The sequence below is a fragment of the Micromonospora aurantiaca ATCC 27029 genome, assembly GCF_000145235.1.
In the GTDB taxonomy this organism is placed as follows: domain Bacteria; phylum Actinomycetota; class Actinomycetes; order Mycobacteriales; family Micromonosporaceae; genus Micromonospora; species Micromonospora aurantiaca.
In genome coordinates, this window is the sequence record NC_014391.1 from 3,535,761 (window position 1) to 3,560,399 (window position 24,639).

The 24,639-nt window shown below is 75.4% G+C and carries 19 protein-coding genes; 8 read left to right on the forward strand and 11 right to left on the reverse strand.

Features of this window, described 5'->3' with window-relative positions; translation table 11 throughout:
- Window positions 1-415: 415 nt before the first annotated feature.
- From MICAU_RS15555 to MICAU_RS15570, 4 genes are all read right to left on the reverse strand, one after another.
- On the reverse strand, window positions 416-1,198 hold the full coding sequence (locus MICAU_RS15555) for an ABC transporter permease (protein ID WP_013286282.1): 783 nt from the start codon (window positions 1,196-1,198) through the stop codon (window positions 416-418).
- A complete protein-coding gene (locus tag MICAU_RS15560) occupies window positions 1,195-2,169 on the reverse strand; it encodes a daunorubicin resistance protein DrrA family ABC transporter ATP-binding protein (RefSeq protein ID WP_013286283.1) in 975 nt (324 codons plus the stop codon). Before MICAU_RS15560 ends, MICAU_RS15555 begins: the two co-directional genes overlap by 4 nt.
- A 68-nt stretch (window positions 2,170-2,237) precedes the next feature.
- Window positions 2,238-5,348, reverse strand: a complete 3,111-nt coding sequence (locus MICAU_RS15565; RefSeq protein WP_013286284.1) for an ATP-binding protein — start codon at window positions 5,346-5,348, stop codon at window positions 2,238-2,240.
- Between the two features lie 51 nt (window positions 5,349-5,399).
- Complete coding sequence (locus MICAU_RS15570; RefSeq protein ID WP_225319578.1) at window positions 5,400-6,704, reverse strand: low temperature requirement protein A; 1,305 nt, start codon at window positions 6,702-6,704, stop codon at window positions 5,400-5,402.
- Between the two features lie 133 nt (window positions 6,705-6,837).
- Here MICAU_RS15570 and lnt point away from each other — a divergent pair, with 133 nt between their 5' ends.
- From lnt to MICAU_RS15585, 3 genes are read left to right on the forward strand one after another with little or no spacing between them, the layout of a single operon-like run.
- A complete protein-coding gene (gene lnt / locus MICAU_RS15575) occupies window positions 6,838-8,433 on the forward strand; it encodes an apolipoprotein N-acyltransferase (protein WP_425311450.1) in 1,596 nt (531 codons plus the stop codon).
- A gap of 22 nt (window positions 8,434-8,455) precedes the next feature.
- Window positions 8,456-9,247, forward strand: a complete 792-nt coding sequence (locus MICAU_RS15580; RefSeq protein ID WP_013286287.1) for a polyprenol monophosphomannose synthase — start codon at window positions 8,456-8,458, stop codon at window positions 9,245-9,247.
- Window positions 9,248-9,300: 53 nt separating this feature from the next.
- Window positions 9,301-9,840: an FxsA family protein gene (locus MICAU_RS15585; RefSeq protein WP_013286288.1), complete on the forward strand. Its 540-nt coding sequence runs from the start codon at window positions 9,301-9,303 to the stop codon at window positions 9,838-9,840.
- Window positions 9,841-10,154: 314 nt separating this feature from the next.
- Here MICAU_RS15585 and MICAU_RS15590 read toward each other — a convergent pair whose 3' ends face one another.
- On the reverse strand, window positions 10,155-10,496 hold the full coding sequence (locus tag MICAU_RS15590; protein WP_007070998.1) for an RNA polymerase-binding protein RbpA: 342 nt from the start codon (window positions 10,494-10,496) through the stop codon (window positions 10,155-10,157).
- Between the two features lie 225 nt (window positions 10,497-10,721).
- Between MICAU_RS15590 and MICAU_RS15595 the strand changes: the two genes are divergently transcribed.
- On the forward strand, window positions 10,722-12,203 hold the full coding sequence (locus tag MICAU_RS15595) for a peptide MFS transporter (protein ID WP_013286289.1): 1,482 nt from the start codon (window positions 10,722-10,724) through the stop codon (window positions 12,201-12,203).
- A 6-nt stretch (window positions 12,204-12,209) separates the two neighbouring features.
- Here MICAU_RS15595 and MICAU_RS15600 read toward each other — a convergent pair whose 3' ends face one another.
- From MICAU_RS15600 to MICAU_RS15610, 3 genes are read right to left on the reverse strand one after another with little or no spacing between them, the layout of a single operon-like run.
- Complete coding sequence (locus MICAU_RS15600) at window positions 12,210-12,800, reverse strand: pyridoxamine 5'-phosphate oxidase family protein (RefSeq protein WP_013286290.1); 591 nt, start codon at window positions 12,798-12,800, stop codon at window positions 12,210-12,212.
- A 60-nt stretch (window positions 12,801-12,860) separates the two neighbouring features.
- Window positions 12,861-14,054, reverse strand: a complete 1,194-nt coding sequence (locus tag MICAU_RS15605) for a hypothetical protein (RefSeq protein ID WP_013286291.1) — start codon at window positions 14,052-14,054, stop codon at window positions 12,861-12,863.
- A gap of 12 nt (window positions 14,055-14,066) precedes the next feature.
- Window positions 14,067-15,419, reverse strand: a complete 1,353-nt coding sequence (locus tag MICAU_RS15610) for an MFS transporter (protein WP_013286292.1) — start codon at window positions 15,417-15,419, stop codon at window positions 14,067-14,069.
- A 73-nt stretch (window positions 15,420-15,492) separates the two neighbouring features.
- Between MICAU_RS15610 and MICAU_RS15615 the strand changes: the two genes are divergently transcribed.
- From MICAU_RS15615 to MICAU_RS15630, 4 genes are read left to right on the forward strand one after another with little or no spacing between them, the layout of a single operon-like run.
- Window positions 15,493-16,155: a TetR/AcrR family transcriptional regulator gene (locus tag MICAU_RS15615; protein ID WP_235437406.1), complete on the forward strand. Its 663-nt coding sequence runs from the start codon at window positions 15,493-15,495 to the stop codon at window positions 16,153-16,155.
- A gap of 54 nt (window positions 16,156-16,209) precedes the next feature.
- Window positions 16,210-17,517: a flavin-containing monooxygenase gene (locus MICAU_RS15620; RefSeq protein ID WP_013286294.1), complete on the forward strand. Its 1,308-nt coding sequence runs from the start codon at window positions 16,210-16,212 to the stop codon at window positions 17,515-17,517.
- On the forward strand, window positions 17,514-18,386 hold the full coding sequence (locus tag MICAU_RS15625; RefSeq protein WP_013286295.1) for an SDR family NAD(P)-dependent oxidoreductase: 873 nt from the start codon (window positions 17,514-17,516) through the stop codon (window positions 18,384-18,386). Before MICAU_RS15620 ends, MICAU_RS15625 begins: the two co-directional genes overlap by 4 nt.
- A gap of 10 nt (window positions 18,387-18,396) precedes the next feature.
- The gene (locus MICAU_RS15630) at window positions 18,397-18,906 is read left to right on the forward strand and encodes an NUDIX hydrolase (protein ID WP_013286296.1); all 510 of its coding nucleotides are present in this window, start codon (window positions 18,397-18,399) and stop codon (window positions 18,904-18,906) included.
- Here the strand turns inward: MICAU_RS15630 and MICAU_RS15635 are convergent.
- From MICAU_RS15635 to MICAU_RS15645, 3 genes are read right to left on the reverse strand one after another with little or no spacing between them, the layout of a single operon-like run.
- Window positions 18,903-21,080, reverse strand: a complete 2,178-nt coding sequence (locus MICAU_RS15635; RefSeq protein ID WP_013286297.1) for a glycoside hydrolase family 95 protein — start codon at window positions 21,078-21,080, stop codon at window positions 18,903-18,905. The two genes, MICAU_RS15630 and MICAU_RS15635, sit on opposite strands and share 4 nt — an antisense overlap.
- Window positions 21,077-22,096 (reverse strand): LacI family DNA-binding transcriptional regulator, encoded by a 1,020-nt coding sequence (locus MICAU_RS15640; protein WP_013286298.1) that lies wholly within the window; start codon window positions 22,094-22,096, stop codon window positions 21,077-21,079. The genes MICAU_RS15635 and MICAU_RS15640 overlap by 4 nt, the downstream gene beginning before the upstream one ends.
- Window positions 22,093-24,498, reverse strand: a complete 2,406-nt coding sequence (locus MICAU_RS15645; RefSeq protein ID WP_013286299.1) for a beta-glucosidase family protein — start codon at window positions 24,496-24,498, stop codon at window positions 22,093-22,095. The genes MICAU_RS15640 and MICAU_RS15645 overlap by 4 nt, the downstream gene beginning before the upstream one ends.
- Window positions 24,499-24,639 lie beyond the last annotated feature (141 nt).

Here is a 24,639-nt window from a genome sequence, read left to right on the forward strand (position 1 = left end):
GAGACGCGCCGACGCGACACGCCGTGTCGCAACACACGACAGGCCCGGGTGGGTTGACAGCGGCGGGGGTCTACGCCGTACCGTCTTTGAGTCCTACCACGGGAAGCGGCTGTTGTTCGCTTCGTCCCTTCGTCCGCTGGCCGAGCGACCGGAAGGTTGCGGCGGCCAGGTCCAGCGGGCGGGGGTCGGCGGGGCGGCGCGAACCGGCCGCGGTTACCGGTGTACGGGCAGGGTGAGAGGCACGGCCAGTAGACAACGGCCAGGCGGGGGCAGCCAGTCCACGTCGGGTCGGTCCGAAGGTCGGCGCCGATCGTCTTCGCCCCACCGGCCGGGAAGGGCCTGGGAGCATCGGGGCGCGGCTTAGGCCGCGCCCCGATTTCATCCCCCCGATACCCCCGTCAGCGGCCGGCCCTCGTCAGCGGCCCAGCCGCCGATAGCGGCGCACCGCCGCCGGGGCGGCCACCGCGATGAGCGCCAGCGGCCAGGCGACCGCCAGTTCCAGCGCGTGCCGGGCCGGCCACGAGTCGCCGCCCAGGCCCGGGTTGCCGAACAGGTCCCGGGCCGCCGCCACTGTGGCCGACAGCGGATTCCAGGCGGCGATCGCGCCCAGCCAGTCCGGCATCAGCTCCGGCGCCACGAACACGTTGGACAGCGCGGTCAGCGGGAACGCCAGCGGGAACACCACCACCGCGACCGTGTCCGGGTTCGGCACGAGCAGCCCGAACAGGATGCCCACCCAGGTCATCGCGACGCGCAGCAGCAGGATCAGCGCCACCGCGGCCAGCGCCGGGCCGACGCCCTCGCGCCACTGCCAGCCCACCAGCAGCCCGCACACCACCAGCGTGGTCATCTCCAGGCACGCGCGTACCAGGTCGGCGCTCGCGCGGCCGGACAGCAGCGCCGAGCGGGCCATCGGCAGCGACCGGAACCGGTCCACCACGCCCCGGCCGGCGTCCACAGCGATGGCCGACGCGGTCGCGCCGAGGCCGTAGAGCATCGTCATGACGAACACGCCCGGCAGCAGGAACTCCCGGTAGCTGCCGTCGCCCGGCACGGACATGCCGCTGCCGAACACGTAGCCGAACACCAGCACGAACATGATCGGCAGGCTGAAGTAGAGGATGATCTCCTCCGGGGCACGAACCACGTGCCGCATGTTCCGCCCGGCCATCAGCCACCCGTCGGCAAGCGCCCTCACGACGCCACCCCCACCCGCTGCGCGTCGGCGTGACCGCCGGTGAGCCGTAGGAACGCCTCGTCCAGCGTCGGGCGGCGGACCAGGACGTCGTCCACCGCGATCCCGGTGTCGTCGAGGGCCCGCAGCACGGCGGTGAGCACGGCGATCCGGTCGGCCACCGGCGCGTCGACGCGCCGCAGCTCGGCGTCCACAGTCGCGGTCGCGCCGGTGGCGCGTTCCACCACCGCCGCCGCGGCGGGCAGGTCCGCCGCGTCGCGGACCACCAGTTCCAGCCGGTCGGCGCCGATGCGGGCCTTCAGCCGCTCCGGGGTGCCCTCGGCCACGACCCGGCCGGCGTCGATGACGCACACCCGGTCGGCGAGGTGGTCGGCCTCCTGAAGATATTGGGTGGTCAGAAGCACAGTGGTGCCGTCGGCGACCAGTTCCCGCACCGCCGTCCACAGGCCGTTGCGGCTGCGCGGGTCCAGGCCGGTGGTCGGCTCGTCGAGGAACAGCACCCGCGGCGGCACCACCAGGCTGGCCGCCAGGTCCAGGCGGCGGCGCATCCCACCGGAGTAGCCGCCCGCCGACCGGTCCGCGGCCTCGGTCAGACCGAACCGGTCCAGCAGCTCCTCGGCGCGGCGGCGGGCCCGGCGCGCGGACAGCCGCCGCAGCCGCCCGAACAGCACCAGGTTCTGCCGTCCGCTGAGCACCTCGTCGACCGCCGCGTACTGGCCGGTCAGGCTGATCGCGGCACGCACCCGGTCCGGGTCGGTGGCGACGTCGTACCCGGCCACCCTGGCCCGGCCGGCGTCGAAACGCAGCAGCGTGGTGAGGATCCGCACCGCTGTGGTCTTGCCCGCCCCGTTCGGGCCGAGCACCCCGTACACGGTGCCGGCCGGAACGGCCAGGTCGAAGCCGTCCAGGGCGGTGGTGCGTCCGTACGATTTTCGTATCCCGTCGGCCAGCACGGCCGTCGCGTCGTCGGTCATGGGAGTCAGCGTCACCGGCGGCGCTGACCGGGCGCGTACCGCGCGCGCACCGGGCGGCGCCGCGCCGGTCAGCGCCCGTCGACCAGCGCCAGCGCCCGCTGCCGGGGCAGGTCCGCGCCCCGGGCGTACGCGGTGGCGAACGCCGCCTCACCCAGGTGTTCCCGCAGCGTGACGGCGGTGGGTGTGCCGGCCGGGGCGTCTGCCGCGCCGGTGCCTGCGAGCAGCGCCGCCGCCGCGCCCAGCAGCCGGGCCGCCGACTCGTGGTCGCCGTCGCGCAGCAGCGGCCCGGCCAGCCCGTCCGCGGCGGCGGCCACCACCGGCACGTCCCACACGCCGACGCCGGCGGTGAGGACCTGCCGGTAGTGGGCGCGGGCCGCAGCCGGGTCGCCGGTGGCGTCGGCGAGTTGCCCGAGCGTCACCAGCGCCGCGAGCCGCACCACATCGGCGCCGAACCAGCCCGACGGGCATTCCGCGACCGCCCGTTCGCACAGCGTCCGCGCCCGCTGCGGGTCGCCGTCGCGGCGGGCGATCTCGCCGAGCCCCAGGTACGCGGCGGCGACCAGCTCCGGCGCGCCGGCCGGCCCGGCGATGCGCCGCACCCGCCGGAAGTCCTCGGCCGCGCCGGTCAGGTCACCGGCTGCCAGCCGCCCGTCGGCGCGGGTCCGCAGCAGTTCCGCCAGGTCCAACGTGGAGCCGAGCTGCTCGGCCAGCTCCAGCGCCTCCGCCATCGGCGCGGCCGCCGACGCGACGTCACCGGTGCGGTAGGCGGCCTCGGCGTGGGTGGACAGCGTCACGATCATGCCCCAGCGGTCGTCGAGGGCCCGGAAGCCGGCCAGCGCACCGTCGAGGTCGGCGCGGGCTTGGGCGTGACGGCCGTGCAGGAGACTGACCATCGCGGTGCCCAGCAGGCCCAGTGCCCGGCTCCACGGGTCGGTGCCGAGCAGCCGGTCCCGGACGGCCTGCTCGTGCAGCGCCGCCGCGTCCTGCGGCGACGGGGGACCGCTGGCCATGCCGGACAGGTACAGCAGGAACGGATGCCGGGGCGGCCGGGCCAGGGTCCACAGGATCCGCGACGCGGCGTCGACCTCGCTGCGCTCGCCGCCACCGGCGAGCGCAGCGATCAGCAGGCCCAGTGCGTACTCCTCGGCCACGCCGTCGGGCGGGCCGTCGAGCCGGTCGACCAGCCGCCGGGCCAGCGCGGCGCCCTCCCCGCGCAGGCCCCGCAGCCACCAGTAGAACGCCAGAGCCGCGACCAGCCGCAACCCGGTGGTGGTTTCGGCGTGCCGCAGCGCCGCGTGCAGGTCGTCGCGGGCGGCGTCGAGGCGGCGCAGCCACCGTTCCTGGCCGCCGCCGCGCAGGGCCACGTCGCCGGCCTGTGCCAGGTCCAGAAAGTACGCGGCGTGCGCGTCGCGCACCCGGCCGGTCTCGCCGTGCTCGGCCAGCCGGGCCGCCGCGAACTCGCGGATCGTCTCCAGCATCCGGTAGCGCCCGCCGGTGGCCTCCACCAGCGACTTGTCCACCAGGCCGGTGAGCACGTCGAGGACGTCACCGGCGTCCGGCGCGCACACCGCCTGCACCGCGGCCAGGTCGGCGGCGCCGGCGAACACGCTCATCCGGGCGGCCAGCCGCCGCTCCGGCTCGTCGAGCAGGTCCCAGCTCCACCCGACGACCGCCTCCAGCGTGCGGTGGCGGGGCGCCGCGGTGCGGTCACCGCGGCGCAGCAGCCGGAACCGGTCGTCCAGCCGGGCCGCGACCTGCGTCACCGGCAGGGCCCGCAGCCGCGCCGCGGCCAGCTCCAGAGCCAGCGGCAGCCCGTCGAGGGTACGGCAGATCCGCAGCACCGCCGGGGTGGTGGCGTCGTCGAGGGTGAACCCGGGCGACACGTCGGCGGCCCGGTCGGTGAACAGCCGCACCGCCGGGTACGCGGCGGCCGCCGGCGGTGCGGCCGGCCCGTCCGGGGCGGGCAGCCCGCCGACCGGGCACAACGCCTCGCCGGTGAGGCCCAGCGGTTCCCGGCTGGTGGCGAGCACCCGCAGCCCGGGCGCGGCGGCGAGCAGCCGGCCGGTCAGCCGGGCCGCGTCGTCGATCACGTGCTCGCAGTTGTCCAGCACCAGCAGCAGCCGCCGGTCGGCCAGCGCCGCCACCAGCCGGCCGGTCAGGTCGGCGGGGCCGCCGGGGGTGCGCAGGCCGGCGTCGCGCAGGTCCAGCGCGGCCAGCACCGCGGGCGCGACCGGCGCGCCGGGTGCCACAGCGGCCAGCTCCACCAGGCACACCGGCCCGTCGTGGCCGGACGCGACGGTGGTGGCCAGCCGGGTCTTGCCGGCGCCGCCCGGGCCGTGCAGGGTGACCAGCCGCGCCGCGCCCAGCAGCTCGTGGACCCGCCGCAGTTCCGGTTCCCGGCCGACGAAACTGGTGAGCGGGCTGGGTAGCCGGGCGGGCGGTGCGGCGTCGTCGCGCAGCAGCGCCGTGTGCAGTGCGACCAGCTCCGCCGACGGGTCGGTGCCCAGTTCCTCGGCGAGCACGCGGCGGGCGTCGGCGTAGACGGCAAGCGCCTCGGCGCGGCGGCCGGCACCGTGCAGGGCACGCATCAGCTGCCCGTGCAGCCGTTCCCGCAGCGGATGCGCCGCCACCAGGTCCCGCAGCTCGGCGATCAGCGGCGCCCCGGCCGGCGCCAGCGCCAGCTCCGCCTCGACGCGGTCCTCGACCGCGGCCAGGCGTGCCTGGCGCAACCGGGCGGCCTCGGCGTCGGCGAACGGCGCGTCCGTCACGTCCGCGAGGGGCTCGCCGCGCCACAGGCCGAGCGCGTCGCGCAGCAGCGTCGCCGCGCCGGCCGGGTCACCGGCGGCGAGCGCGGCCCGCCCGGCCGCGGCCAGCCCGGTGAACCGGTGCACGTCCACCCGCTGCGGATCCACCGCCAGCCGGTAGCCGGCCGGGCCGAACTCGATGTGCGCGCCCGGCAGCAGCCGCCGCAGCCGTGACACCTGCGACTGCAGCGCGTTCGTGGCCTGCTCGGGCGGCCGGTCGCCGTACACGCCGTCGACGAGGCGCTGCGGCGCAACGGTGCGGTCGGCGTCGAGGAGAAGCAGCACCAGCAGCGCGCGCAGCCGCCCGCCGGCGACGGGCAGCACGCTGCCGTCGGCCGCGTACGCCTGGGTCGCGCCCAGCACACCGAACCGCATGCGCCCGATTGTCGCCTGTCGCCGGTGACGCCCACACTCCCCACCCGCCGGTCACAGGTGGTGCCGCCGCCATTCGGACTGCTCCTGCTCGGCGGCTACCTGCTCGTCCAACGCGGTCCGGCGCACCCGGCTGCGCCACGGGTCACTCGACCGCAGGCCCAGCAGGACCACCGAGACGCTGGCCACCGCCAGGATCGCCAGCGCGGCCACCGCAGGCAGCCGGCCTGCCCACGGCAGTCCCACAGCCATCGCGACCACCACGGCGGTGGGTACCGCCGAAATCCGGTGCGTCGCGCGCACCCCCAGCGCCAGCAGCCCCGACACGTAGATGACCAACCCGGCGAACAGCACCCGGTTGTCCAGAGCGGCGGCGTGTTCCCGCCAGGGATCACCGCGCGGGTGGGAGATGACGGCGAGGTAACGCTTGAGGCCGAGGGCGAACAGGATGATCCCGGTGATCAGCGGCAGGTGCAGGTAGGCGTACGCGTCGCGGGCGAGCGCCGCCCGTGCGCGGACGTCGCGGGTGCGATGCAGCCGCTGCTCCAGCGCGGGCGCCAGGCTGTCGAAGTACAGCCACCACAGCGCCGCGATGATGGTGACGCCGAGCACCGACGCCACGATCACCGGCCACGTGGCCGGCAGGCCGGCGCTCAGCTTCGGCCCCAGCCCGAGCGAAATGATCGACTCGCCGAGCGCGATGAGCAGGATCAGGGCGTACCGCTCCGCCCAGTGGGCGGCGGACACGACTGTCAGCCCGGCGCTGGGGGCGAGGCCCCCCGAGGTGTACTCGATGCAGAGCGCGGCCAGCCACAACGCCAGCGGCAGCCACGTCGCCCAGGTCTGCCGGGGCGACTCGGGCAGGGCCGCGGTGGCGAGAATCAACGCCACGCTGATCAGCGGCGGCAGGCCGAGGCGCACGGCGGTCCGTCCGCGGTGGCTGCTGCGGCTGAGGAACACCAGCACCTGGGCCGCCCGGATGACGAGATAGCAGCAGGCGAACAGGACCGCGGCGGGTGGCCCGGACTGCCGCTGCGCCGGCCCGTCGGCGAACGCCGCCGGCATGGCCAGGGTCAGGACGAACAGGGCCGCCACCGTCACCGCGCCGACGAGCGGCATCACCCCCTGGTCGGTACGGACGACGTTGCCCAGGGCGGCGAACGACACCCAGCACCACCACAGCAGCAACAGCAACACCAGCCCGGCCAGCAACGACCTGCCGCTCAGGGTTTCGGAGAGCACGTTGGTGACGTTCAGGAACGCGAACACGAAGACGAGGTCGTAGAACAACTCGACCCGGGTGACGCGGAAGCCGGGCGCGGTCGGCAGGATGCGACCCCGTCCCCGCTCAGCGCTCATGCTGCCGAGCATGGCAGCGGGCTCCGCCCGCCGGGGCGCTGTTGTCCGATCGGCGGCGCAGGGGCGCGGGCCGACGACCGGTACGGGCGGGTAGCCTTCGGCCCGTGATCGTGGGGAGAAGCCGGTGACGACGCTGGACCGGGAACAGCCGCGTGCCACCGACGGGGCACCCGGTGACGGCGGCGCGCGTCCCCTGCCGCTGACGTTCGCCGTGCCGGCCGCCGTGCTGGCCGGGGTGGCGCTGCTGCTGGCGTTCCCGCCGTACGGGTGGTGGCCGCTCGCGCCGGCCGGTGTGGCGTTGCTGGCCGCCGCGGTGCACCGGCGGCGGCTGCGCGCCGGCGCCGGGCTGGGCTTTCTGACCGGGGTGGCGTTGTTCGCGCCGCTGCTGGAGTGGACGAACCTGCACACCGGCTACCTGCCGTGGGCGCTGCTGTCGCTGTTGCAGGCCGCCTATCTGGCGCTGCTGGGCGCCGCCACCGCCTGGGTGTCGCCGCTCGCCGACCGGCACCGGGCGGCGTGGCCGCTGCTCACCGGTGTGCTGTGGGTGGGGCAGGAGGCGCTGCGTGACCGCACCCCGTTCGGCGGGTTCCCGTGGGGGCGGCTGGCGTTCAGCCAGGACACGTCGCCGCTGCTGAAGCTCGCGGCGCTCGGCGGCGCCCCGCTGGTCACGTTCGCCGTCGCGGTCGCCGGTGGGCTGCTGGTCACCGCCGCGTGGCGGGACTGGCGGCGTGCGCCCGGGCAGTGGCGGCCCGTCGCCGGGCTCACCGCCGCGTTGGTGGCGCTGCTCGCCGCCGGTACGGCCGTGCCGACCGGGGTACGCGGCGCGGGCGACACCGTGACCGTCGCGATCGTGCAGGGCAACGTGCCGCGTCTCGGGCTGGACTTCAACGCGCAGCGGCAGGCGGTGCTGAACAACCACGTCGACGCGACGCTGGAGCTGGCGCGTCGGGTCGCCGAGGGCGGGCAGGACCGTCCGGACGTGGTGGTGTGGCCGGAGAACTCCAGCGACATCGACCCGTTGCGCAACCCGGGCGCGGGGGAGCGGATCTCCCAGGCGGCCGACGCGATCGGCGCGCCGATCCTGGTCGGTGCGGTGCTGGTCGGGCCCGGCCGGGGTGAGGTGCGCAACGCGGGGCTGCTGTGGCGGCCGGGCACCGGCCCGGATCTGGGCCAGGTGTACACGAAGCGGCATCCGGTGCCGTTCGCCGAGTACGTGCCGCTGCGGTCCATCGCCCGCAAGGTCAGCTCCCAGGTCGACCGGGTCCGGTCCGATTTCGTAGCCGGTGACCGTCCCGGCGTGCTGAACACCGGCCCGGCGGTCCTCGGCGACGTGATCTGCTTCGAGGTCGCCTACGACGGCATCGTCCGGGACACCGTCACCGGCGGCGCGCAGCTGCTGGTGGTGCAGACGAACAACGCCACGTTCGACGTGGCCGAGGCCCGCCAGCAGCTGGCCATGGTGCGGCTGCGGGCCGTGGAGCACGGCCGGGCCGCGTTGATGGCCTCCACGGTCGGTGTGTCCGGGTTCGTTTCCCCGGACGGGCGGGTAGACGGTGCGACCGGGTTCAACACCGCCGCGGTGGTGGTGCGGCAGATGGAACTCGGTAACGGGCGTACCCCGGCGACCACTGCCGGGGTGTGGCCGGAGGTGGCGCTGACGGCGCTGGCGGTCGCGGCCCTGGCCGGTGCGGCCGTGCTGCGCCGCCGCCGGGAGGTCGCTCCCGGCTGAGCCGACGAGAGGCGGTGCGACGGTGGGCGTGGCAGCCGACAGGCGGACGGTCGGCCATCCCGGGGTGGGGCGGGTCCTGGTGGTCATCCCCACCTACAACGAGGCCGACAACGTCGGGCGCATCGTCGCCCGGGTACGCGAGGCGGCGCCGGCGGTGGACGTCCTCGTCGCCGACGACAACAGCCCCGACGGCACCGGCGCGATCGCCGACACGATCGCCGACGGCGATCCGGGGGTGCACGTGCTGCACCGGGCCGGCAAGGAAGGACTCGGCGCGGCCTATCTGGCCGGGTTCGCCTGGGCGCGCACGCGCGGCTACGACGCAGTGGTGGAGATGGACGCCGACGGCTCGCACGCCCCGGAGGACCTGCCGGCGCTGCTGCACGCCGCCCGCGACGCCGACGTGGTGATCGGTTCCCGGTGGACGCGCGGCGCGCGGGTGCTGAACTGGCCGTGGCGGCGGCTGCTGCTGTCCCGGGTGGGCAACCTGTACGCGCGGCTGGCGCTGGGCATGCCGGTCAGCGACGCCACCGGCGGCTACCGGGTGTACCGGGCCAGCGCGCTGGACGCGATCGACCTGGGTTCGGTGCGGTCCCAGGGGTACGCGTTCCAGGTGGAGCTGTCGCGGCTGGCGCACCGCGCCGGGGTGCGGATCGTGGAGGTGCCGATCACGTTCGCCGAGCGGGAACACGGCGACAGCAAGATGAGCCCGCTGATCGTGGCGGAGGCGCTGTGGCGGGTCACCCGCTGGGGGGTGCGGGACCGCCTGGCGACCGCGCCGTCACGCCCGGACGCGCTCGCGCGCTGGCCTTGAGCGAGGGCGTGTCATGCTTGAGGGGCGTGATGACCCCGGGCTGATGAGGTGAGATGCGCCGAGGACTGAAGTACGTACCACCGGCCCTGCTGCTGCTCGCGCTGCTGGAGCTGACCGTTTTCGTGCTGGTCGGCCGGGCCGTCGGGTTCGGCGTGGCGGTGCTGCTGGTGTTCGGGGCGTCCCTGCTGGGTCTGGTGCTGCTGCGCCGCGAGGGCATGCGGGCGTGGCGCGGCTTCCGCGCGGCGGCGCAGGCCGGCCGGCCGCCGGGCCCGGAGGTGACCGATGGGCTTGTCGGTCTGCTGGGCGCGCTGCTGCTGGCGCTGCCGGGCCTGGTCAGTGGCGTGGTGGGCCTGCTGTTGCTGGTGCCGCCGCTGCGCCGGCTGGCCGGTGGCGGGGTGCGCCGGGCCACCGAGCGCCGGGTGTCGTCGATGGTCGCCGGTGACCTGTTCGGGCCGCGCCGGGTGCGCGTGTACCGGGGTGCGCCGCAGCCGACCCCGGAGCCCGCGCCGGCCCCGTCGCCTGGTCCCGCGCCGTCGCCGCAGCCGGTCACCGACCCGGGCAAGGCCATCGAGGGCGAGATCGTCGACCGCTGACGCGCCCCCGCTGCGCCGTCAGCTTGATCAACTCCAGTTCGCCGAGGTGGTGGCATCGGACCGCGCCCGACCCCGCCGCCTCCCCGGGCCGGCGGCCCGGTCACCGGCCCGGCACCCGGATCGGCCCACGCGCGGCGGATCAGCAGCCCACAACCAACCCGCCCTCCCATGATCGGCACAAGTTCGGGGAGATGGCGGCATCAAGGCACGCTTGATACCGCCACCTCCCCGAAGTGGCGGGGCCGTGCCTGCCCGGGCAACGAAAAACGCCCCCGGGTGATCCCGGGGGCGTTTTCGGTCATTGCGGGAGGTGCTCAGGCACGACCGCGGCGGGTGCGGACCTCCTGGAGCCGCTCGGCGAGGATGTCCTCCAGCTCGGCGATCGAGCGCCGCTCCAGCAGCATGTCCCAGTGGGTACGCGGCGGCTTGGCCTTCTTCTGCTCCGGCTCGGTGCCGTCGACCAGACGGGCCACGCTGCCGTCGAACTTGCACTCCCAGGTCGTCGGGACCTCGGCGTCGACGGCGAACGGCACCTCGAACTGGTGGCCCTTGGCGCAGAGGTACTCGCGGGTCTGACGCGGCGCGAGCTCCGTGTTGCGGTCGGACTCGTAGCTGACCGCTCCCAGCCGGCTACCGCGCAGCATGCGCTCGCCCATGATCGACTTCCCCTCGTTCGTGGTGCTGGTCTTCAGGTGTAACGACCGGTCACCGCTCGCCCATTCCCCGGCCCGCGGCGGCAGGGCCGTACGCGGGTCGGGAGTGTCAAGGGTAACCGGCCATGACAGCTGCCCGGCGGGGTCGTCCCCGGCCGGGCCGAATCGGTGGAGTGTTTCGCCTGTCAACGGGGATGTTACCCACCTGTTTGCGTGCCGGAGGTGACGATGAGCAGTGACGCGCCGGTCGGGGCCCGACCACCAGCCGGGAAGACCTTCTTCGGTCACCCCCGCGCGCTGTCCACGCTCTTCCTCACCGAGATGTGGGAGCGGTTCAGCTTCTACGGCATGCGGGCGATCCTCGTGCTGTACCTGACCGCCGCGGTCGCCGACGGCGGACTGAACCTCGGCGAGTCCAGCGCCAACGCCGTGTACGGCACCTACAACGCCATGGTCTACCTGATGGCGCTGCCCGGCGGCTGGGTCGCCGACCGGCTGATCGGCGCGCGGCGCAGCGTGCTGTGGGGCGGCGTGGTGATCGCCGCCGGTCACTACGTGATGGCGATCCCCACCGGGTGGAGCGTGTTCGCCGGCATGGCGCTGATCGTGCTCGGCACCGGCCTGCTCAAACCGAACATCTCCACCATGGTCGGTGACCTGTACGAGCGGGACTCGCCGCGCCGCGACGCCGGGTTCTCCATCTTCTACATGGGCATCAACCTGGGCGCGTTCATCGCGCCGCTGATCACCGGCTTCCTCGGCGAGAAGATCAACTGGCATCTGGGGTTCGGCGCCGCCGCGGTCGGCATGACCTTCGGCGTGCTCCAGTACGTGCTGGGCCGCCGCAACCTCGGCGAAGCCGGTGCCCGCCCGGCGGACCCGCTGCTCGGCGCCGACCGGCGGCGCGCGCTGACCCGCGTCGGCGTGGCGAGCGTCGTGGTGCTCGCCGTCCTGCTGGTGCTGCTGGTGGCCGGCTGGTTCACCGTCGACACGGTGGTCAACCTGCTCACAGTGGTGACGGTGCTGGTGACAGTCGGCTACTTCGCGCGGATCCTCACCGACCGGGAGATCAGCGGCACCGAACGCAGCCGGATGAAGGCGTACGTGTGGCTGTTCCTGTTCGCCGCCTCGTTCTGGCTCATCTACGACCAGGCCGGGTCGGTGCTGAACATCTTCGCCGCCGACCAGACCGACCGGTCGGTGGGCGGGTTCACGTTCCCGGCGTCCTGGTTGCAGTCGGTGAACCCGATCCTCATCATCATCGGCGCGCCGCTGGCCGCCGCGCTGTGGCTCAAACTCGGCCACCGGGTGTCCACGCCCACGAAGTTCGCCGTCGGCCTGGTGCTCAACGGCCTGTCGTTCGTGTTGATGGCCGCCGCCGCGCAGGCCGCCGTCGGCGGCGACCTGGTCTCACCGCTGTGGCTCGTCGCGGTGTACGCGATCCAGGTCGCCGGTGAGCTGTCCCTGAGCCCGGTCGGCCTGTCCGCCACCACGAAACTCGCCCCGGTCAAGTACGCGAGCCAGATGCTGGGCCTGTGGTTCCTCGCCACCGCCGTCGGCGACGCCATCGGCGGTCAGGTGGCCCGGCTGGCCGGCACCTGGTCCCAGCCGGTCTACTTCCTGACCTTCGGGCTGGCCTCGGTGGTGCTGGGCCTGGCCGCGGTGATGTTCACCCGCCAGATCCGGCACCTGATGGCCGGCATCCACTGACAGCGCTCACCCCGCCGGGGTCGGCGGCAGCGGCAACGGCAGGCCGGGCAGCCCGTCGATGCTGGTGGCGACGTGGTCCTTGCCGGCGAAGTACGCGCTCAGCGACACGTCGTCCTCCCGGGCGAACCGCCGTTCGTGCAGGTCACGGTCGGCGTCGTAGGTCATGAACGGCACCGCGTAGCCGCAGGTGTCGCGGACCAGCTCGGCGCGCACCACGATGATCGCCCGCAGCCCGTGCGGACCCGGGTCGATGTCCGGGAAGTGGGCAAGCAGGCCGGGCCAGCGCGGGTCGTCGCGGAACACCGGCTCACCGCGCCCGTGCACCCGCACGATGTTCGGCGGGCCGGCGAACGCGCACCACATCAGCGTGATCCGGCCGTTCTCCCGCAGGTGGGCGATGGTCTCGGCGTTGCTGCCGGCGAAGTCCAGGTACGCCACGGTGTGCTCGTCGAGCACCGCGAAGCAGCCGCGCAGCCCTTTCGGGGACAGGTTGACGGTGCCGTCACCTGACAGCGGGGCGGTGGCCACGAAGAACATCGGCTGCGCCTCGATGAAGTCCCGCAGCCGCCCGTCGATGCGCTCGTACGTCTTTCCCATGCCCCGATCCTCGCCGCCCGACCGGGTGCGGCGCTGCCCCGTTCCCAGCCCGTGGCCGCCTCAGCCGGTACGCGTGCCGAGCCGCGCCAGCGCCGTCGCCAGATCGCTCACCTGGTCGGCGAGCTGCCCGGCCCGGCGCTGCGCGGCGTCCCGGTCGGCCTCGATCACCGCCGTCCGCGCGGCCAGGTCGGCCGCCCGGGCCTCGGCGGCGCTCGCGGCCCGCCGCGCGTCGGCCAGCTCCGCGGCGACCGCGTCCCGCTCGGCGGTACGGGCCGTAGCCTGCTCCACCGCGGCGGCCATGTCGGCACGGGCGCGCTCGACGGAAGCGGCAGCCTCGGCACGGGCTCGTTCCAGCGCCGCCTCCGCGTCGGCGCGTGCCGCGTCGGCGCGGTCCCGCTCGGCGAGGGCCTGCCGCGCGGCGGCGGCCTCGGCGTCGGCACGTTCGGCGGCGGTCCGGGCCGTGCGCTCCGCCTCGGCGGCCCGCCCCTGGGCGGCCTGCGCGTCGGCGCGCGCCCGGTCGGCCTCGGCGCGGGCCTGTTCGGCCCGGTCCAGGGCCTCGGTGGCGGATCGGGTGGCCCGCTCGGCGTCGGCCCGGGCGGCGTCCCGCTCGGCGGTCAGCTCGGCCGCGCGGCGGCGTTCGGCGTCACGTTCGGTGCGTACCGTGCGCAGTTCGTGCCGGGCCGCGTCGCGGTCGCGTTCGGCCTGCACCCGCAGCGCCTGCGCGGCACCCGCCTCGGCGCGCGCGGCGTCGCGGGCGTCCTCGGCCGCGGCGACCCGCTCGGTGGCGGCGGACGCGGTGGCCTCCGCCCGTTCGGCGCGTTCGGCGGCGGTGTCGCGGTCGGCGTACGCGGCGCGGGCCTGCTGCCGGTCCCGGGCCGCCGCGGCGGTCGCGTCCTCGGCCTCACGGCGGGCCTCGTCGCGTTCGGCGTGCGCGGCGGCGACCTGCGCCGACGTCTCCGCGCGCAGCTCGGCGAGCTGCCGCTCCACACCGGCCGGTGACAGTTCGGCGTGCAGCGCCTCGGTGAGCGTCTCCACGATCTGGTCGAGCCGGTCCACCGCCTCCCAGGTGCGCGCCACCTGCCCGGGCAGGCCGGGGGAGTTGCGGTGACGCATCCGCGAGTTGCGGGCGGCCCGCTGGCAGGCGCCGTCGTTGTCCCGGCAGTAGCGGAACGGGCGGCCCGCGCCGACGCGCTGCGGCACGTCGCGTCCGCAGTGGGCGCAGGGTCGGGTGTCGGTGGCGGGCTCGGCGTCCATCGGGGGCGAAGTCTATCCGGCGGCGTCCGCCCGGGCCGCGCCGTCGAGGGTGTAGCGGCGTTGGAGCAGCACGGCGACCACCATCACGGCGGCGGGCAGCAGCCCGAAGCCGTAGCGCAGCGCGTCCAGCGCGGTCGGGGACTGGGTCACGGTCTGCCCGGCGGTCGAGGCCACGAACCCGCCGGCGGCGAGGCACAGCGCGTACGCGTAGGGGCCGAGCGCGGCGCCGGTGGCCTCGGTGGCGGTCCACACCCCGGTGTACGTGCCGGCCCGCTCGGTGCCGCCTGCCGCGCGGATCACGTCGGGCAGCATCGAGAACGGCAGCAGTTGCATGCCGGCGAACGCCACCCCGAGCACCGCCACGGCGGCCACCAGGACCGGCAGTCCGGCGGGGCGGCCGATCGCCAGCACCAGCGACCCGGCGGCGAACGCGGCCTGCCCGGCGAGCAGGGCACGTTGCTTGCCGATCCGCCGCGCCACCGCCAGCCAGCCCGGGGTGACCAGCAGCGCGGGTGCGACGAACGCGGCCACCAGCACGGTGGTGAGTCCGGGGCGGCCCAGTTCGTACTCGGCGTAGTAGGGCACCCCGGCGAGCACCAGGTGGGTGGTGGTGGACATGGCCAGGTACGCGCCGACCAGCCAGCGGAACTGCCGGTCCCACAGGCTCGCCGCCAGCGCCCGCCACCCGCCCGGGCCGTGCGGCGGGGCCGTGTCGGCGGCGGTGCGGCGCAGCCGGCCGATCCCGGCGACGCCGACCAGCATCGCGGCGAGCATCCCGGCCGCCAGCACCACGCCCATCCGCAGGTAACCGTCGCGTGTGGCGTCGTCGCCGCCGGCCAGCAGCGGCGCGAGCAGTCCGGAGACCAGGATGCCGAGCGTCAGCACCACCATCCGGAACGCCATCAGCCGGGTCCGCTCGTGGTAGCCGATCCGCAGGTCCGCCGGGGTCGCCAGGTAGGGCACCTGGTACGCGGCGAACAGCAGGTTGCCGGCGACGAAGAAGACCGCCACCCAGCCGGCCGCGGCGGCGCCGGTGAGGCCGCCGGGCACCGCGAACAGGGCGGCGAACGCCAGCGGCAGCGCACATCCGGCCAGCAGCAGCCGGCGGCGGTGGCCCCGGCGGGCCTGCTCCACGTCGCAGCGGTGCCCGATCCACGGGTGCAGCAGCACGTCGGCGATCTTCGGCAGCAGCAGCGTGAGCCCGGCGAGCCACGGCGCGACCGCCAGCACGTCGGTCAGGAAGTAGAGCAGCAGCAGCCCGGGCACGGTGACCCAGACGCCCATGCCGAGTGAGCCGGTGGCGAACCCGACGAGCGGGCCGCGCGGCAGGGTGACCGCGTCGGAGCGCTGATCCAGCCCGGTCATGGCGGTCTCCTGTCCTCGGGGCGCGCCGCCCCCAATCCAACGGTTGCTGGATTGTAGGGGTAACAATGGCCGGATGACCATGCCTCGCCGCCGTCCGGGCCGGCCCCGCCGCGACGACCAGCGGCCGACCCGTGACCTGGTGCTCGCCGCCGCCACCGCCTTGTTCGCCGAGCGGGGCTTCGACGCGGTGAGCGTCCGCGACGTCGCCGCCGCGGCGGGGGTGGACGCGGCCACCGTCGTGCACCACACCGGCACCAAGGCGCAGCTCTACGACGCCTGCTTCGCCCGGGTGTTCAGCGCCGAGCGGGAGGTCATCGAGGCAGCAGGGGAACGCGCCCGGGCGGCCCTGGCAGCGGGCCCGCAGGACGCGCTGCGGGCGCTGCACGACCTGGTGGACGTGTTCGTCGACTTCCTGGAGGACCGGCCGGAGACGACCGCGCTGTGGCTGCGCCGCTGGCTGGAGCCGCAGCGGCACGGCGAGCTGGACCGCCGCTACGCCGCCCCGCTGTACGGGCTGGTCGAGGAGCTGCTGGTGGCGGCGTCCGGGGCCGGCGCGCTGACCGAGCCGACCCCGCACGTGACGGTGCGTTCCCTGGTCTGGGCGGTGCACGGGCACGTGGTGGCGCTCGCCGCCGGGACCGGCTCGGGGGCTCGGGAGCGCCGGGAGTTCCGGGCGTTCGTGCACCGATTCCTCGACGCGCTGTATGCCGGCGGCCCGGGAGACACCCGCCCTTGACGCCGGCCCGCGCTCCGGGGATTATCCATCAGTCGTTGGATTAAGGAGGCGGGTATGGCCACACCCAGGGTCGCTGTCGTCGGCGCCGGAGCCGCCGGGCTGGCCACGCTCAAGGCGCTCGCCGACGCCGGTGTCCCGGCGGTGGCGTTCGAGGCGGCGGACACGCTCGGCGGCCTCTGGGTGTACGGCGCCCCCGGCTCGCCCGCGTACCGGACGCTGCACCTGAACACCAGCAAGGGGCGCACCGAGTTCGCCGACCATCCGATGCCCGCCGACTGGCCCGACTACCCCGACCACGCCCGCGTCGCCGGCTACCTCGGCGACTACGCCGACCGGTTCGGGCTGCGCGAGGCGGTACGGCTGCGGCACACCGTCGAGCAGGTCACCCGCACCGGCGACGGCTGGCGGGTGCGGGCCACCGGCCCGGACGGCCCGGTCGAGGTCGACGTCGAGGCGGTGGTGGTCGCCAACGGGCACAACCGGGTGCCGAAGCGACCCGAGCCGTACCCGGGCGAGTGCGCCGCCGAGCAGATGCACAGCCACGACTACCGCGGCCCGGAACAGCTCGCCGGGCGACGGGTCCTCGTGGTCGGTGGCGGCAACTCGGCCATGGACATCGCCGTCGACGCCTCGTACGCCGCCGAACGCACGCTGCTGTCGCTGCGCCGCGGCGTGTGGGTGGTGCCCAAGTACCTGCTCGGCCGCCCGTCGGACACGCTCAACGGCGCGCTGGCCCGGCGGCTGCCCTGGCGGCTGCGGCAGCGGATCAGCCAGACCATGATCACCACTGCGGTCGGCCCGCCCACCCGGTACGGGCTGCCCGCACCGGCGCACGGCTTCCTCCAGGACCACCCGACGCTGTCCGACGCGCTGCTGTCCCGGCTCACCCACGGCGACATCCAGGCCCGGCCCGGCATCGCCCGCTTCGACGGCGACCGGGTCGAGTTCACCGACGGCCGCCACGACGAGATCGACCTGGTCGTCTGGTGCACCGGCTACCGGGTGGAGGTGCCGTTCCTCGACCCGGCGCTGCTCGGCGACGGCGCCGACCGGCTGCCGCTGTACCGGCACGTGTTCCACCTGGACGCCCCCGGTCTGGCGTTCGTCGGGCTCATGCAGTCCACCGGCGCGGCGTTCCCCCTGGTCGAGGCGCAGGCCCGGCTGGTGGCCGCGCGCCTGGCCGGCACCTGGACGCCACCGGATCCGGCCCGGCAGGCCGCCGCCTGCCGCGACGAGTTGCGCGCCGCCACCGCCCGGTGGGGGCAGCGCCGCCCGCACATGCGCGTGGACTTCGACGTCTACCTGGCCGAACTGGGCCGCGAACTGGCCGCCGGGCGGCGCCGCGCCGGAGCGGCCCGATGAGCGCGGCAGGCCGTGAGCGGACCGGAGTGAACGCGCCGGGCCGTGGCAGCGGGCTGGCCGGACGGCGGGTGCTCGTCACCGGCGCCCGGGGCACGTTCGGGCAGCACCTGGGCGCGGCGCTCACCGCCGCCGGCGCCCACGTGGTCGGGCTGGACCTGCACGCCGACCCCGACGTCACACCGCCGGTGCTCGGCGTCGACCTGACCGACCCGGCCGCGACGCCACCGGCGGTGGCCGCGGCCGTCGACCGGCTCGGCGGGCTGGACCTGCTCGTCAACAACGCCGGTGTCGGCGGGCCCGCGCCCGCCGAGCTGCCGCCGGACGAGGTGGTACGCCGCCAGATCGAGGTGAACCTGCTCGCCGCCTGGCGGACCACCGCCGCCGCGATGCCGGCCCTGGAGGCGGCCCGCGGCCGGGTGATCTTCGTGGCCAGCCGGATGGCGGTGCTGCCGCTGCCGCTGGCCGCCGCGTACGGGGTCAGCAAGCGGGCGCTCGTCGCGTACGCCGACGCGCTGCGCCACGAAGTCGGCACCCACGTGGGCGTCAGCGTCGTCTACCCGAGCATGGTCGCCTCCCCGATCCACGACAGCACCGTGGCGGCCGGGCTGTCGCTGAGCGGGGTGTCCCGCCCGGAGCCGGTCGAGGGGGTGGTGGCCGCGATCCTGCGCGCCGCGACCGCCCGGCGCGCGCCACGGGACGTCGCCACCACCCGGCGCGGCCGGATCGAACTGGCGCTGGCCCGGCACGCTCCGGCGCTGGCCGACCGGATGGTGCGCCGTACCGTCGCCACAAGACTGGCCGCCGGTGACCTGGACGGTGCGGCGCTGGCCGAGGGCATGGTCCGGCGGCACCGGCAGGACCGCCGGTAGCCTGCTCGCCATGGCCGTCTCGCCCTACATCGCCCGGCTGCGCCGCCACGTCGGCCACGACCTGCTCATGCTGTACGGCGTCAGCGGCGTGGTCACCGACGACGCGGGACGGGTGCTGCTGGCCCGCCGGGGCGACAACGGCCGCTGGTCGGTCCCGGCGGGCACCGTCGACCCGGGCGAGCAGCCCGCCGACGCGCTGGTGCGGGAGGTCCACGAGGAGACGGGCGTGAAGGTGGCGATCGACCGGCTCGCCGGTGTCGCCACCCACCCGGTGGTCTACCCCAACGGCGACGCCTGCGAATACCTGAACATCTGGTTCCGCTGCCGGGCGGTCGGCGGGGCACCGGCGGCCGACGGCGACGAGTCGCTGGCGGTGGCCTGGTTCGCGCCGGACGCGCTGCCCGACCTGGACGACTGGGCGCGGCTGCGGATCGGCACCGCGCTCACCGACGACGCCCCGCCCTGGTACGCCGCGCCGGGACAGAGTCACCCGGCGCTGCACCAGCCCGACAATCTCTAGCCGAACGCCACCTCGTACGGCCGGCCCGGGGTCAGCGTCACCGCACGGTGGCCGCCGGGCGCGTGCACGACTACGCGCTGCGCCACCGGCGACACCAGCCGCGCCCGGACCCGGCCCGGCGTCCAGGTCAGCTCCTCGACGACGACCCGGCCCCGGCAGGTGATGCCGCGCAGCGTGCCCGAGGACAGGCCCGGTAGCGGCGCGGGCAGTAGCCGCAGCGTTCCCGGGCACGACTGCACCAGCGACTCGATCAGCACCGCCGGGAGCGCGTGCGCGGCGTCGGCGTTGTACGTGGTCCGGCCCGGGTTGTGCGCGCTCATCAACGACCGGAAGAACATGTCCGCGCCGAGGATCTTGCGCAGGTTCGCCGCGACCAGTTCGCCGTCGCGCAGCCGTGCCGCCGCCAGCGCCCGGTGCAGGCTGCCGTGCGCGGACCGGTTCTCGTCGCCGCGCAGCGTCAGCGCCCGGTGCGCGGCGGCGGCCAGTTCCGGGGTGTCGTCCGGGTCGATCTCGTGCAGCGGCCACACCGGATACAGGTGGCTGACGTGCCTGTGGTCCTCGTCGCCGGTGCTGCCCGGCCACGCCCACTCGGCGAGCGCGCCGCGCCCGTCGACCAGGTAGTCCGGCGGCCGCACCCCGGCCCACCGGTCATCGCCTGTCACCTCGGCGGCCAGCCGCAGCGCGTGCCGGGCGGCGGCGACGTCCATGGTGGCGTTGACCGCGACCGGCGCGACCCGGCCGGTGTCGTCGTACGGGCCGGTCTCCGGCGAGTACGACGGCACCAGCGCCGGCCGCCCGTCCACGACGGTCAGCACGTCGGCGAAGAAGTCCGCCACCTCGGCCAGCCAGCCGGCCACCTCGCCCAGCGGCTCACCGGTGACCATGTGGTGTTCGTGCAGCGGGTGCAGCAGCCAGTCCGCGCCGGCCAGCCACGCGGTGAACGGCCAGTCGGGGTGGACGTGGAACAGGTGCCCGTGCTCGCCGTCGGTGCGGCTGGGTGCCAGCAGCCCGCGCGCCCCGTACACCGTGCGGGCGTTGGCGCGCCAGTGGTCCACCTGCGCGGCGACCAGCCGGGCGTGCGCGGCTGTCACCTCGGGCAGCGCGCCCACGTTCGCGCCCGCCAGTTGGAGGTTCAGGTTCGCGTCGGTGGTGAAGTCACCGGCCCACGCGGCGTCCCAGGAGCCCAGCCACAGCCCGGTCAGCCGGGGCGGCAGCACCCCGCTGGCGCTGAACAGCAGGTACCGGCCGGCGTGGAACAGCCGTTCCAGCAGCGCCGGGTCCAGCCGGTCCGGCGCGGCGGCCTGCCGGGCCAGCAGCTCACCGACTGGTAGCGCCCGGTCGGCGGCGGGCACGCCGAGGTCCAGGCCGACCCGGGTGTACGGGCCGAGATGGCGCGGCACGTGCCGGGCCAGCAGCGTGTCGTAGTCCCCGGTCAGCGCGGCGAGCCGCCCCTCCGAGGCCCGGGTACGCCACGGCGGCGCGCCGGGCCGGTCCACGAGCGTGGTGAGCAGCGCCGGTCCGCGTACCCGCACCCGGTCGCCGTCGACGGTCACGTCGCCGCGCAGCAACGTCAGCCCTTCGAACCCGTACGCGCCGCCGGCGTCCGGATAGCGGGCGCGGACCCGCAGGAACACCAGCCCGCCGCGGCGGTACGCGGCGTGCTCGTACACCACGTCGGCCGGCTTGCCGGGCAGCTCACCCGTCGCCCCGACCACGCAGTCGCCCTGGTCGAGGTGAAGCACCGCCACGTCGTCGGCGCGGGAGGCGAAGCAGCGCCGCCGCCCGCCCGACCAGTCGACAGTCACCTCCCCGGTGGTGAAGTCGGTGTCGCGCCGGTAGTCGCGTACCGGTCCGGGCGCGGCGTCGACTGTGAGCGCGTACCCGGGGTGGAACGACTGGGTCCACTCCAGTTCCCGGCCGCCGGTGAGCAGCCGGGCGGCCTCGGCCCGGCGTCCGGCGAGCACCAGCGCGCGGATGTGCGGCATCCGGCCGGCCAGCTCGGGCGCGCGGGCGTCCCGGGTGCCGTTCGGCAGGACGAGCCGGTGGTGGTTCACCACGATCCGTTCCGCGTGCGGCCGCCCGTGGACCATGAGTCCCAGCTCGCCGTTGCCGGTGAGGAACGCGTCCGTCCAGTCGTCGGCCGGTACGGTGTCGTGGATGCGGTGCGCCGTCACCGGCCGGCGCTGGTGTCCCGCACGGTGAGGTGCGGTTCCAGCAGCGTCACCTCCGGCACCGGCTCGCCGTTCAGGCGCCGCATCAGCAACGCCACCGCCTGCCGTCCGACCTCCTCGGCGGGCACCGGCACGCAGGTGAGCCCTGACTGCTCGGCCAGCTCGTCCGGGCAGATCGCGACCACCGACACGTCGCGGGGCACCCGGCGGCCCAGCAGCGGCAGCGTGGCGAGCACCGGCCCGACCGCCGACTCGTTCTGCACGACCAGCCCGGTGACGTCCGGATGGTCGGCGAGCAGCGCCTCCAGGTCCCGGCGTACCGCGGCCGGTCCCTCCTCGCAGGGCCGGGTCACCGCGTCGACGCCGAGCCGCTCGGCCGCGGCGCGTACCCCGGCGCGGGTGCGGTGGGCGAACCCGGTGCCCCGGTCGTAGACCGCGGCGGGGGCGCCGAGCAGCGCGATCCGCCGGTGCCCGGCGGCGGCCAGGTGTTCCACGCACAGCTCACCGGCGCGCCGGAAGTCGAGGTCCACGCAGGCCAGCCCGGTGCTGTCGGCAGGGTGCCCGATCAGGACGCCGGGTAGCGCCAGCTCGCGCAGCAGCGGCACCCGGGAGTCCTCCAGCTCCACGTCCATCAGCAGCACGCCGTCGACGAGCGCGCTGCCGGCGATGCGGTGCAGCCCGGCCGGTCCCTCGTCGGCGGTGACCAGCAGCACGTCGTGGTCGTAGCGCCGGGCGGTGGTGACCACGGCGGTGGCGAACCGCATCACCACTGGCACCTGCATGCCGGTACGCAGCGGCAGCACCAGCGCGATCACGTTGGCCTTGCGGCTGGCCAGCGCCCGGGCCCCGGCGTGCGGGTGGTAGCCGAGCGCGCGGACGCTGGCGAGCACCCGTCCCCGGGTGGTGGCCGAGATGGTGCGCTTGCCGCTGAGCACGTACGACACGGTGCTGGCGGCCACCCCGGCGTGCCGGGCCACGTCGGCGATGGTGACCTGCTCACCCGGGGTCCGGCCGCTCACCGGACCGCCCCGATGCGGGAGCCCGCCGGCTCGGCGGTGGCGTCGCCGCCGGTCACTGTCAGCGCGCCGGCGAGCCGGATGTCCCGCGCGGACCGGCCGACCAGCACGGAGTGGACGGCGTCCTCCACCACCATCGCGGCGCGGGTCTCGTCCCACCAGGCCAGATCGGCGGTACGCAGCCGCAGCGTCACCCGGGCGGCGCAGCCCGGGTCGAGCGTGACGCGGGCGAAGTCGCGCAACTGCCGCAGCGGCTGCTTGACCCGGGAGCGCCGCTGCCGGGTGTAGAGCTGCACGACCTCGGTGCCCGGGCGGCGGCCCGTGTTGGTGACCTCGACGCTCACCTCCACCTCCTCGCCGGCGCGCGCCGTGGTGGTGCTCAACCGGAGGTCAGCGTAGTCGAACGTGGCGTAGCTGAGCCCGTGCCCGAACGGGTACAGCGGCTCACCCCGGTGGTACAGGTACGTGGCGTCGGCGCCGATGACGTCGTAGTCGAGCAGGTCGGGCAGTTCGGCGGCGTCGGCGTACCAGGTCTGGGTGAGCCGCCCGCCCGGGTCGGCGGCGCCGAGCAGCACATCGGCCAGCCCGTTGCCGTGCTCCTGTCCGCCGTGGGCACTCCACAGCACCGCCGGCACGTGCTCCTGCGCCCAGCCCACCGCGTACGGGTAGCTGCTCGTCAGCGCCAGCACGGTCCGCGGGTTCGCGGCGTGCACGGCCCGCAGCAACTCGGCCTGGCCGGTGGGCAGCTCCAGGTCGGCCCGGTCCTCGGTCTCCCGGCCGTTGACCATCGGGTGGTTGCCGAGCACCACCACCGCCACGTCGGCTTCGGCCGCGAGCGCGGCGGCAGCGGCGGCCCCGTCGACGAGCAGCGTCACGGTGAACACGGCCGGGTCGCCGGTGGCGACGCTCAGCCGTCCGTCCGGTGCGACGCCGACGTGCCGGCCGGTGGCCAGGTGGTGCAGCAGCGCGGTGCCGTCGGGCCGGTGGTGCAGGCGGAACGTCTCGCGTACCACCCAGCCGCCCGGTCCGTCGCGGTCGGCGGCGAGGCCCCCGGTGTCGTCGGCGCCGACGTACCGGCCGGTGTCCACGGCGCGCAGCGCCACCACGTCCTGCCCCCAGTCGACCACGTCGAACTCGGCCGCTGTGTCGCCGAGCGCCAGCGGGCCGTCGTCGTGGCGTACCGCGCGGTCGCCGACGTGCAGGGTGATCCGGTCGGTGCCGGGGTGGGTGGTCACCTCGGGCAGCCGTCCGAGCAGCCCGGCGTACGGGCTGATCGTGTACGGCGGGGTGCCGCTGTACCAGTCGGTGAGCACGGTGTCGGCGAGCGGGCCGAACACCGCGACCCGGGTGCCGGGGCGCAGCGGCAGCAGGCCGTCGTTGCGCAGCAGCACCACCGACTGGCGGGCGGCCTCGCGGGCGAGTTCCCGGTGGGCGAGGCTGTCGAGCGTGTCCGGCGGCACGTCGTCGTGGGGGTCCGGGGCCAGGTCGCCCAGCCGCGACCGCACGGACAGGATCCGCCGTACCGCCCGGTCCACGTGGGAGGGCTCGATCAGTCCGCGCGCCAGCGCCTCGGTGAGGCGCTCCACTGTGGGGGCGCTGTCCTCGTCGTCCTCGGTGAAGCTGTCGATGCCGGCACGCAGCGCGGCGGCGAAGCCCGCCACGTGGTCGGGCAGGTACTCCTGCACGCCGGCGATGTTGCCGACCGCCCCGGCGTCACCCACCACCATGATCTCGTCGTCGGCGTAGCCGCGCAGCTCACCCTCGATCAGTGGGCTCAGGTGCGCTGGCACGCCGTCGACCAGGTTGTACGACGCCATCACCGCCACCGCCGCACCTGCCGCCAGGGGAGCGCGGAACGCGGGCAGCTCGTACTCGTGCAGCACCCGGGGCGGCAAGTCGCTGGAGGTGGTGGCCCGGTCGGTCTCGTTGTTGTAGCCGAGGAAGTGCTTGAGCGTCGGCGCGGTCCGCAGCCGGATCGGGTGGTCGCCGCGCAGCCCCAGCGCGTACGCGGTGGCGAGCCGGCCGGTCAGCCACGGGTCCTCGGACCAGCCCTCCTCGTTGCGCCCCCACCGGGGGTCGCGCAGCGGGTTGACCACCGGTGCCCACACGTTGAGGCCGGCGCGGTCCGGGTCGGCCCGGTGCTTGACCCGCACCTCGTCGCCGACGGCGGCCCCGACCGCCCGGATCAGGTCCGGGTTCCAGGTCGCGGCCAGGCCGATCGCCTGCGGGAAGACGGTGGCGGTGCCGAGCCACGCGACGCCGTGCAGCGCCTCGGTGCCGGTGCGGAACGCGCGCAGGCCGAGCCGGGGCACCGGCGCCTGCCACTGGTGCAGCAGGCCGAGCTTCTCCGGCAGCGTGAGCCGGGCCAGCAGGTCGACGAGACGGTGGGGGACGGGGTCGGTCATGGTGGGCGCCTCCGGTCGGCGTACGTGCTGCCGCTCGTTCGTCGAAGCGCTTCGACTAACGAGCCGGTGATGCGGCGGCGCGTACGCGAAAAGGGGTGGTGGTGGGGGTCGGCGGTGTCGGCCCGGAGCGGTGGTGAAGCG

Coding starts and splice junctions, on each gene's coding strand:
- MICAU_RS15610 (WP_013286292.1), bottom strand. CDS start 15,419: ATGACCGGGCTGGATCAGCGCTCCGACGCGGTCACCCTGCCGCGCGGC.
- MICAU_RS15625 (WP_013286295.1), top strand. CDS start 17,514: ATGAGCGCGGCAGGCCGTGAGCGGACCGGAGTGAACGCGCCGGGCCGT.
- MICAU_RS15630 (WP_013286296.1), top strand. CDS start 18,397: ATGGCCGTCTCGCCCTACATCGCCCGGCTGCGCCGCCACGTCGGCCAC.
- MICAU_RS15560 (WP_013286283.1), bottom strand. CDS start 2,169: ATGACCGACGACGCGACGGCCGTGCTGGCCGACGGGATACGAAAATCG.
- MICAU_RS15615 (WP_235437406.1), top strand. CDS start 15,493: ATGACCATGCCTCGCCGCCGTCCGGGCCGGCCCCGCCGCGACGACCAG.
- MICAU_RS15570 (WP_225319578.1), bottom strand. CDS start 6,704: ATGAGCGCTGAGCGGGGACGGGGTCGCATCCTGCCGACCGCGCCCGGC.
- MICAU_RS15585 (WP_013286288.1), top strand. CDS start 9,301: ATGCGCCGAGGACTGAAGTACGTACCACCGGCCCTGCTGCTGCTCGCG.
- MICAU_RS15595 (WP_013286289.1), top strand. CDS start 10,722: ATGAGCAGTGACGCGCCGGTCGGGGCCCGACCACCAGCCGGGAAGACC.
- MICAU_RS15605 (WP_013286291.1), bottom strand. CDS start 14,054: ATGGACGCCGAGCCCGCCACCGACACCCGACCCTGCGCCCACTGCGGA.
- MICAU_RS15620 (WP_013286294.1), top strand. CDS start 16,210: ATGGCCACACCCAGGGTCGCTGTCGTCGGCGCCGGAGCCGCCGGGCTG.
- MICAU_RS15565 (WP_013286284.1), bottom strand. CDS start 5,348: ATGCGGTTCGGTGTGCTGGGCGCGACCCAGGCGTACGCGGCCGACGGC.
- MICAU_RS15600 (WP_013286290.1), bottom strand. CDS start 12,800: ATGGGAAAGACGTACGAGCGCATCGACGGGCGGCTGCGGGACTTCATC.
- MICAU_RS15590 (WP_007070998.1), bottom strand. CDS start 10,496: ATGGGCGAGCGCATGCTGCGCGGTAGCCGGCTGGGAGCGGTCAGCTAC.
- MICAU_RS15645 (WP_013286299.1), bottom strand. CDS start 24,498: ATGACCGACCCCGTCCCCCACCGTCTCGTCGACCTGCTGGCCCGGCTC.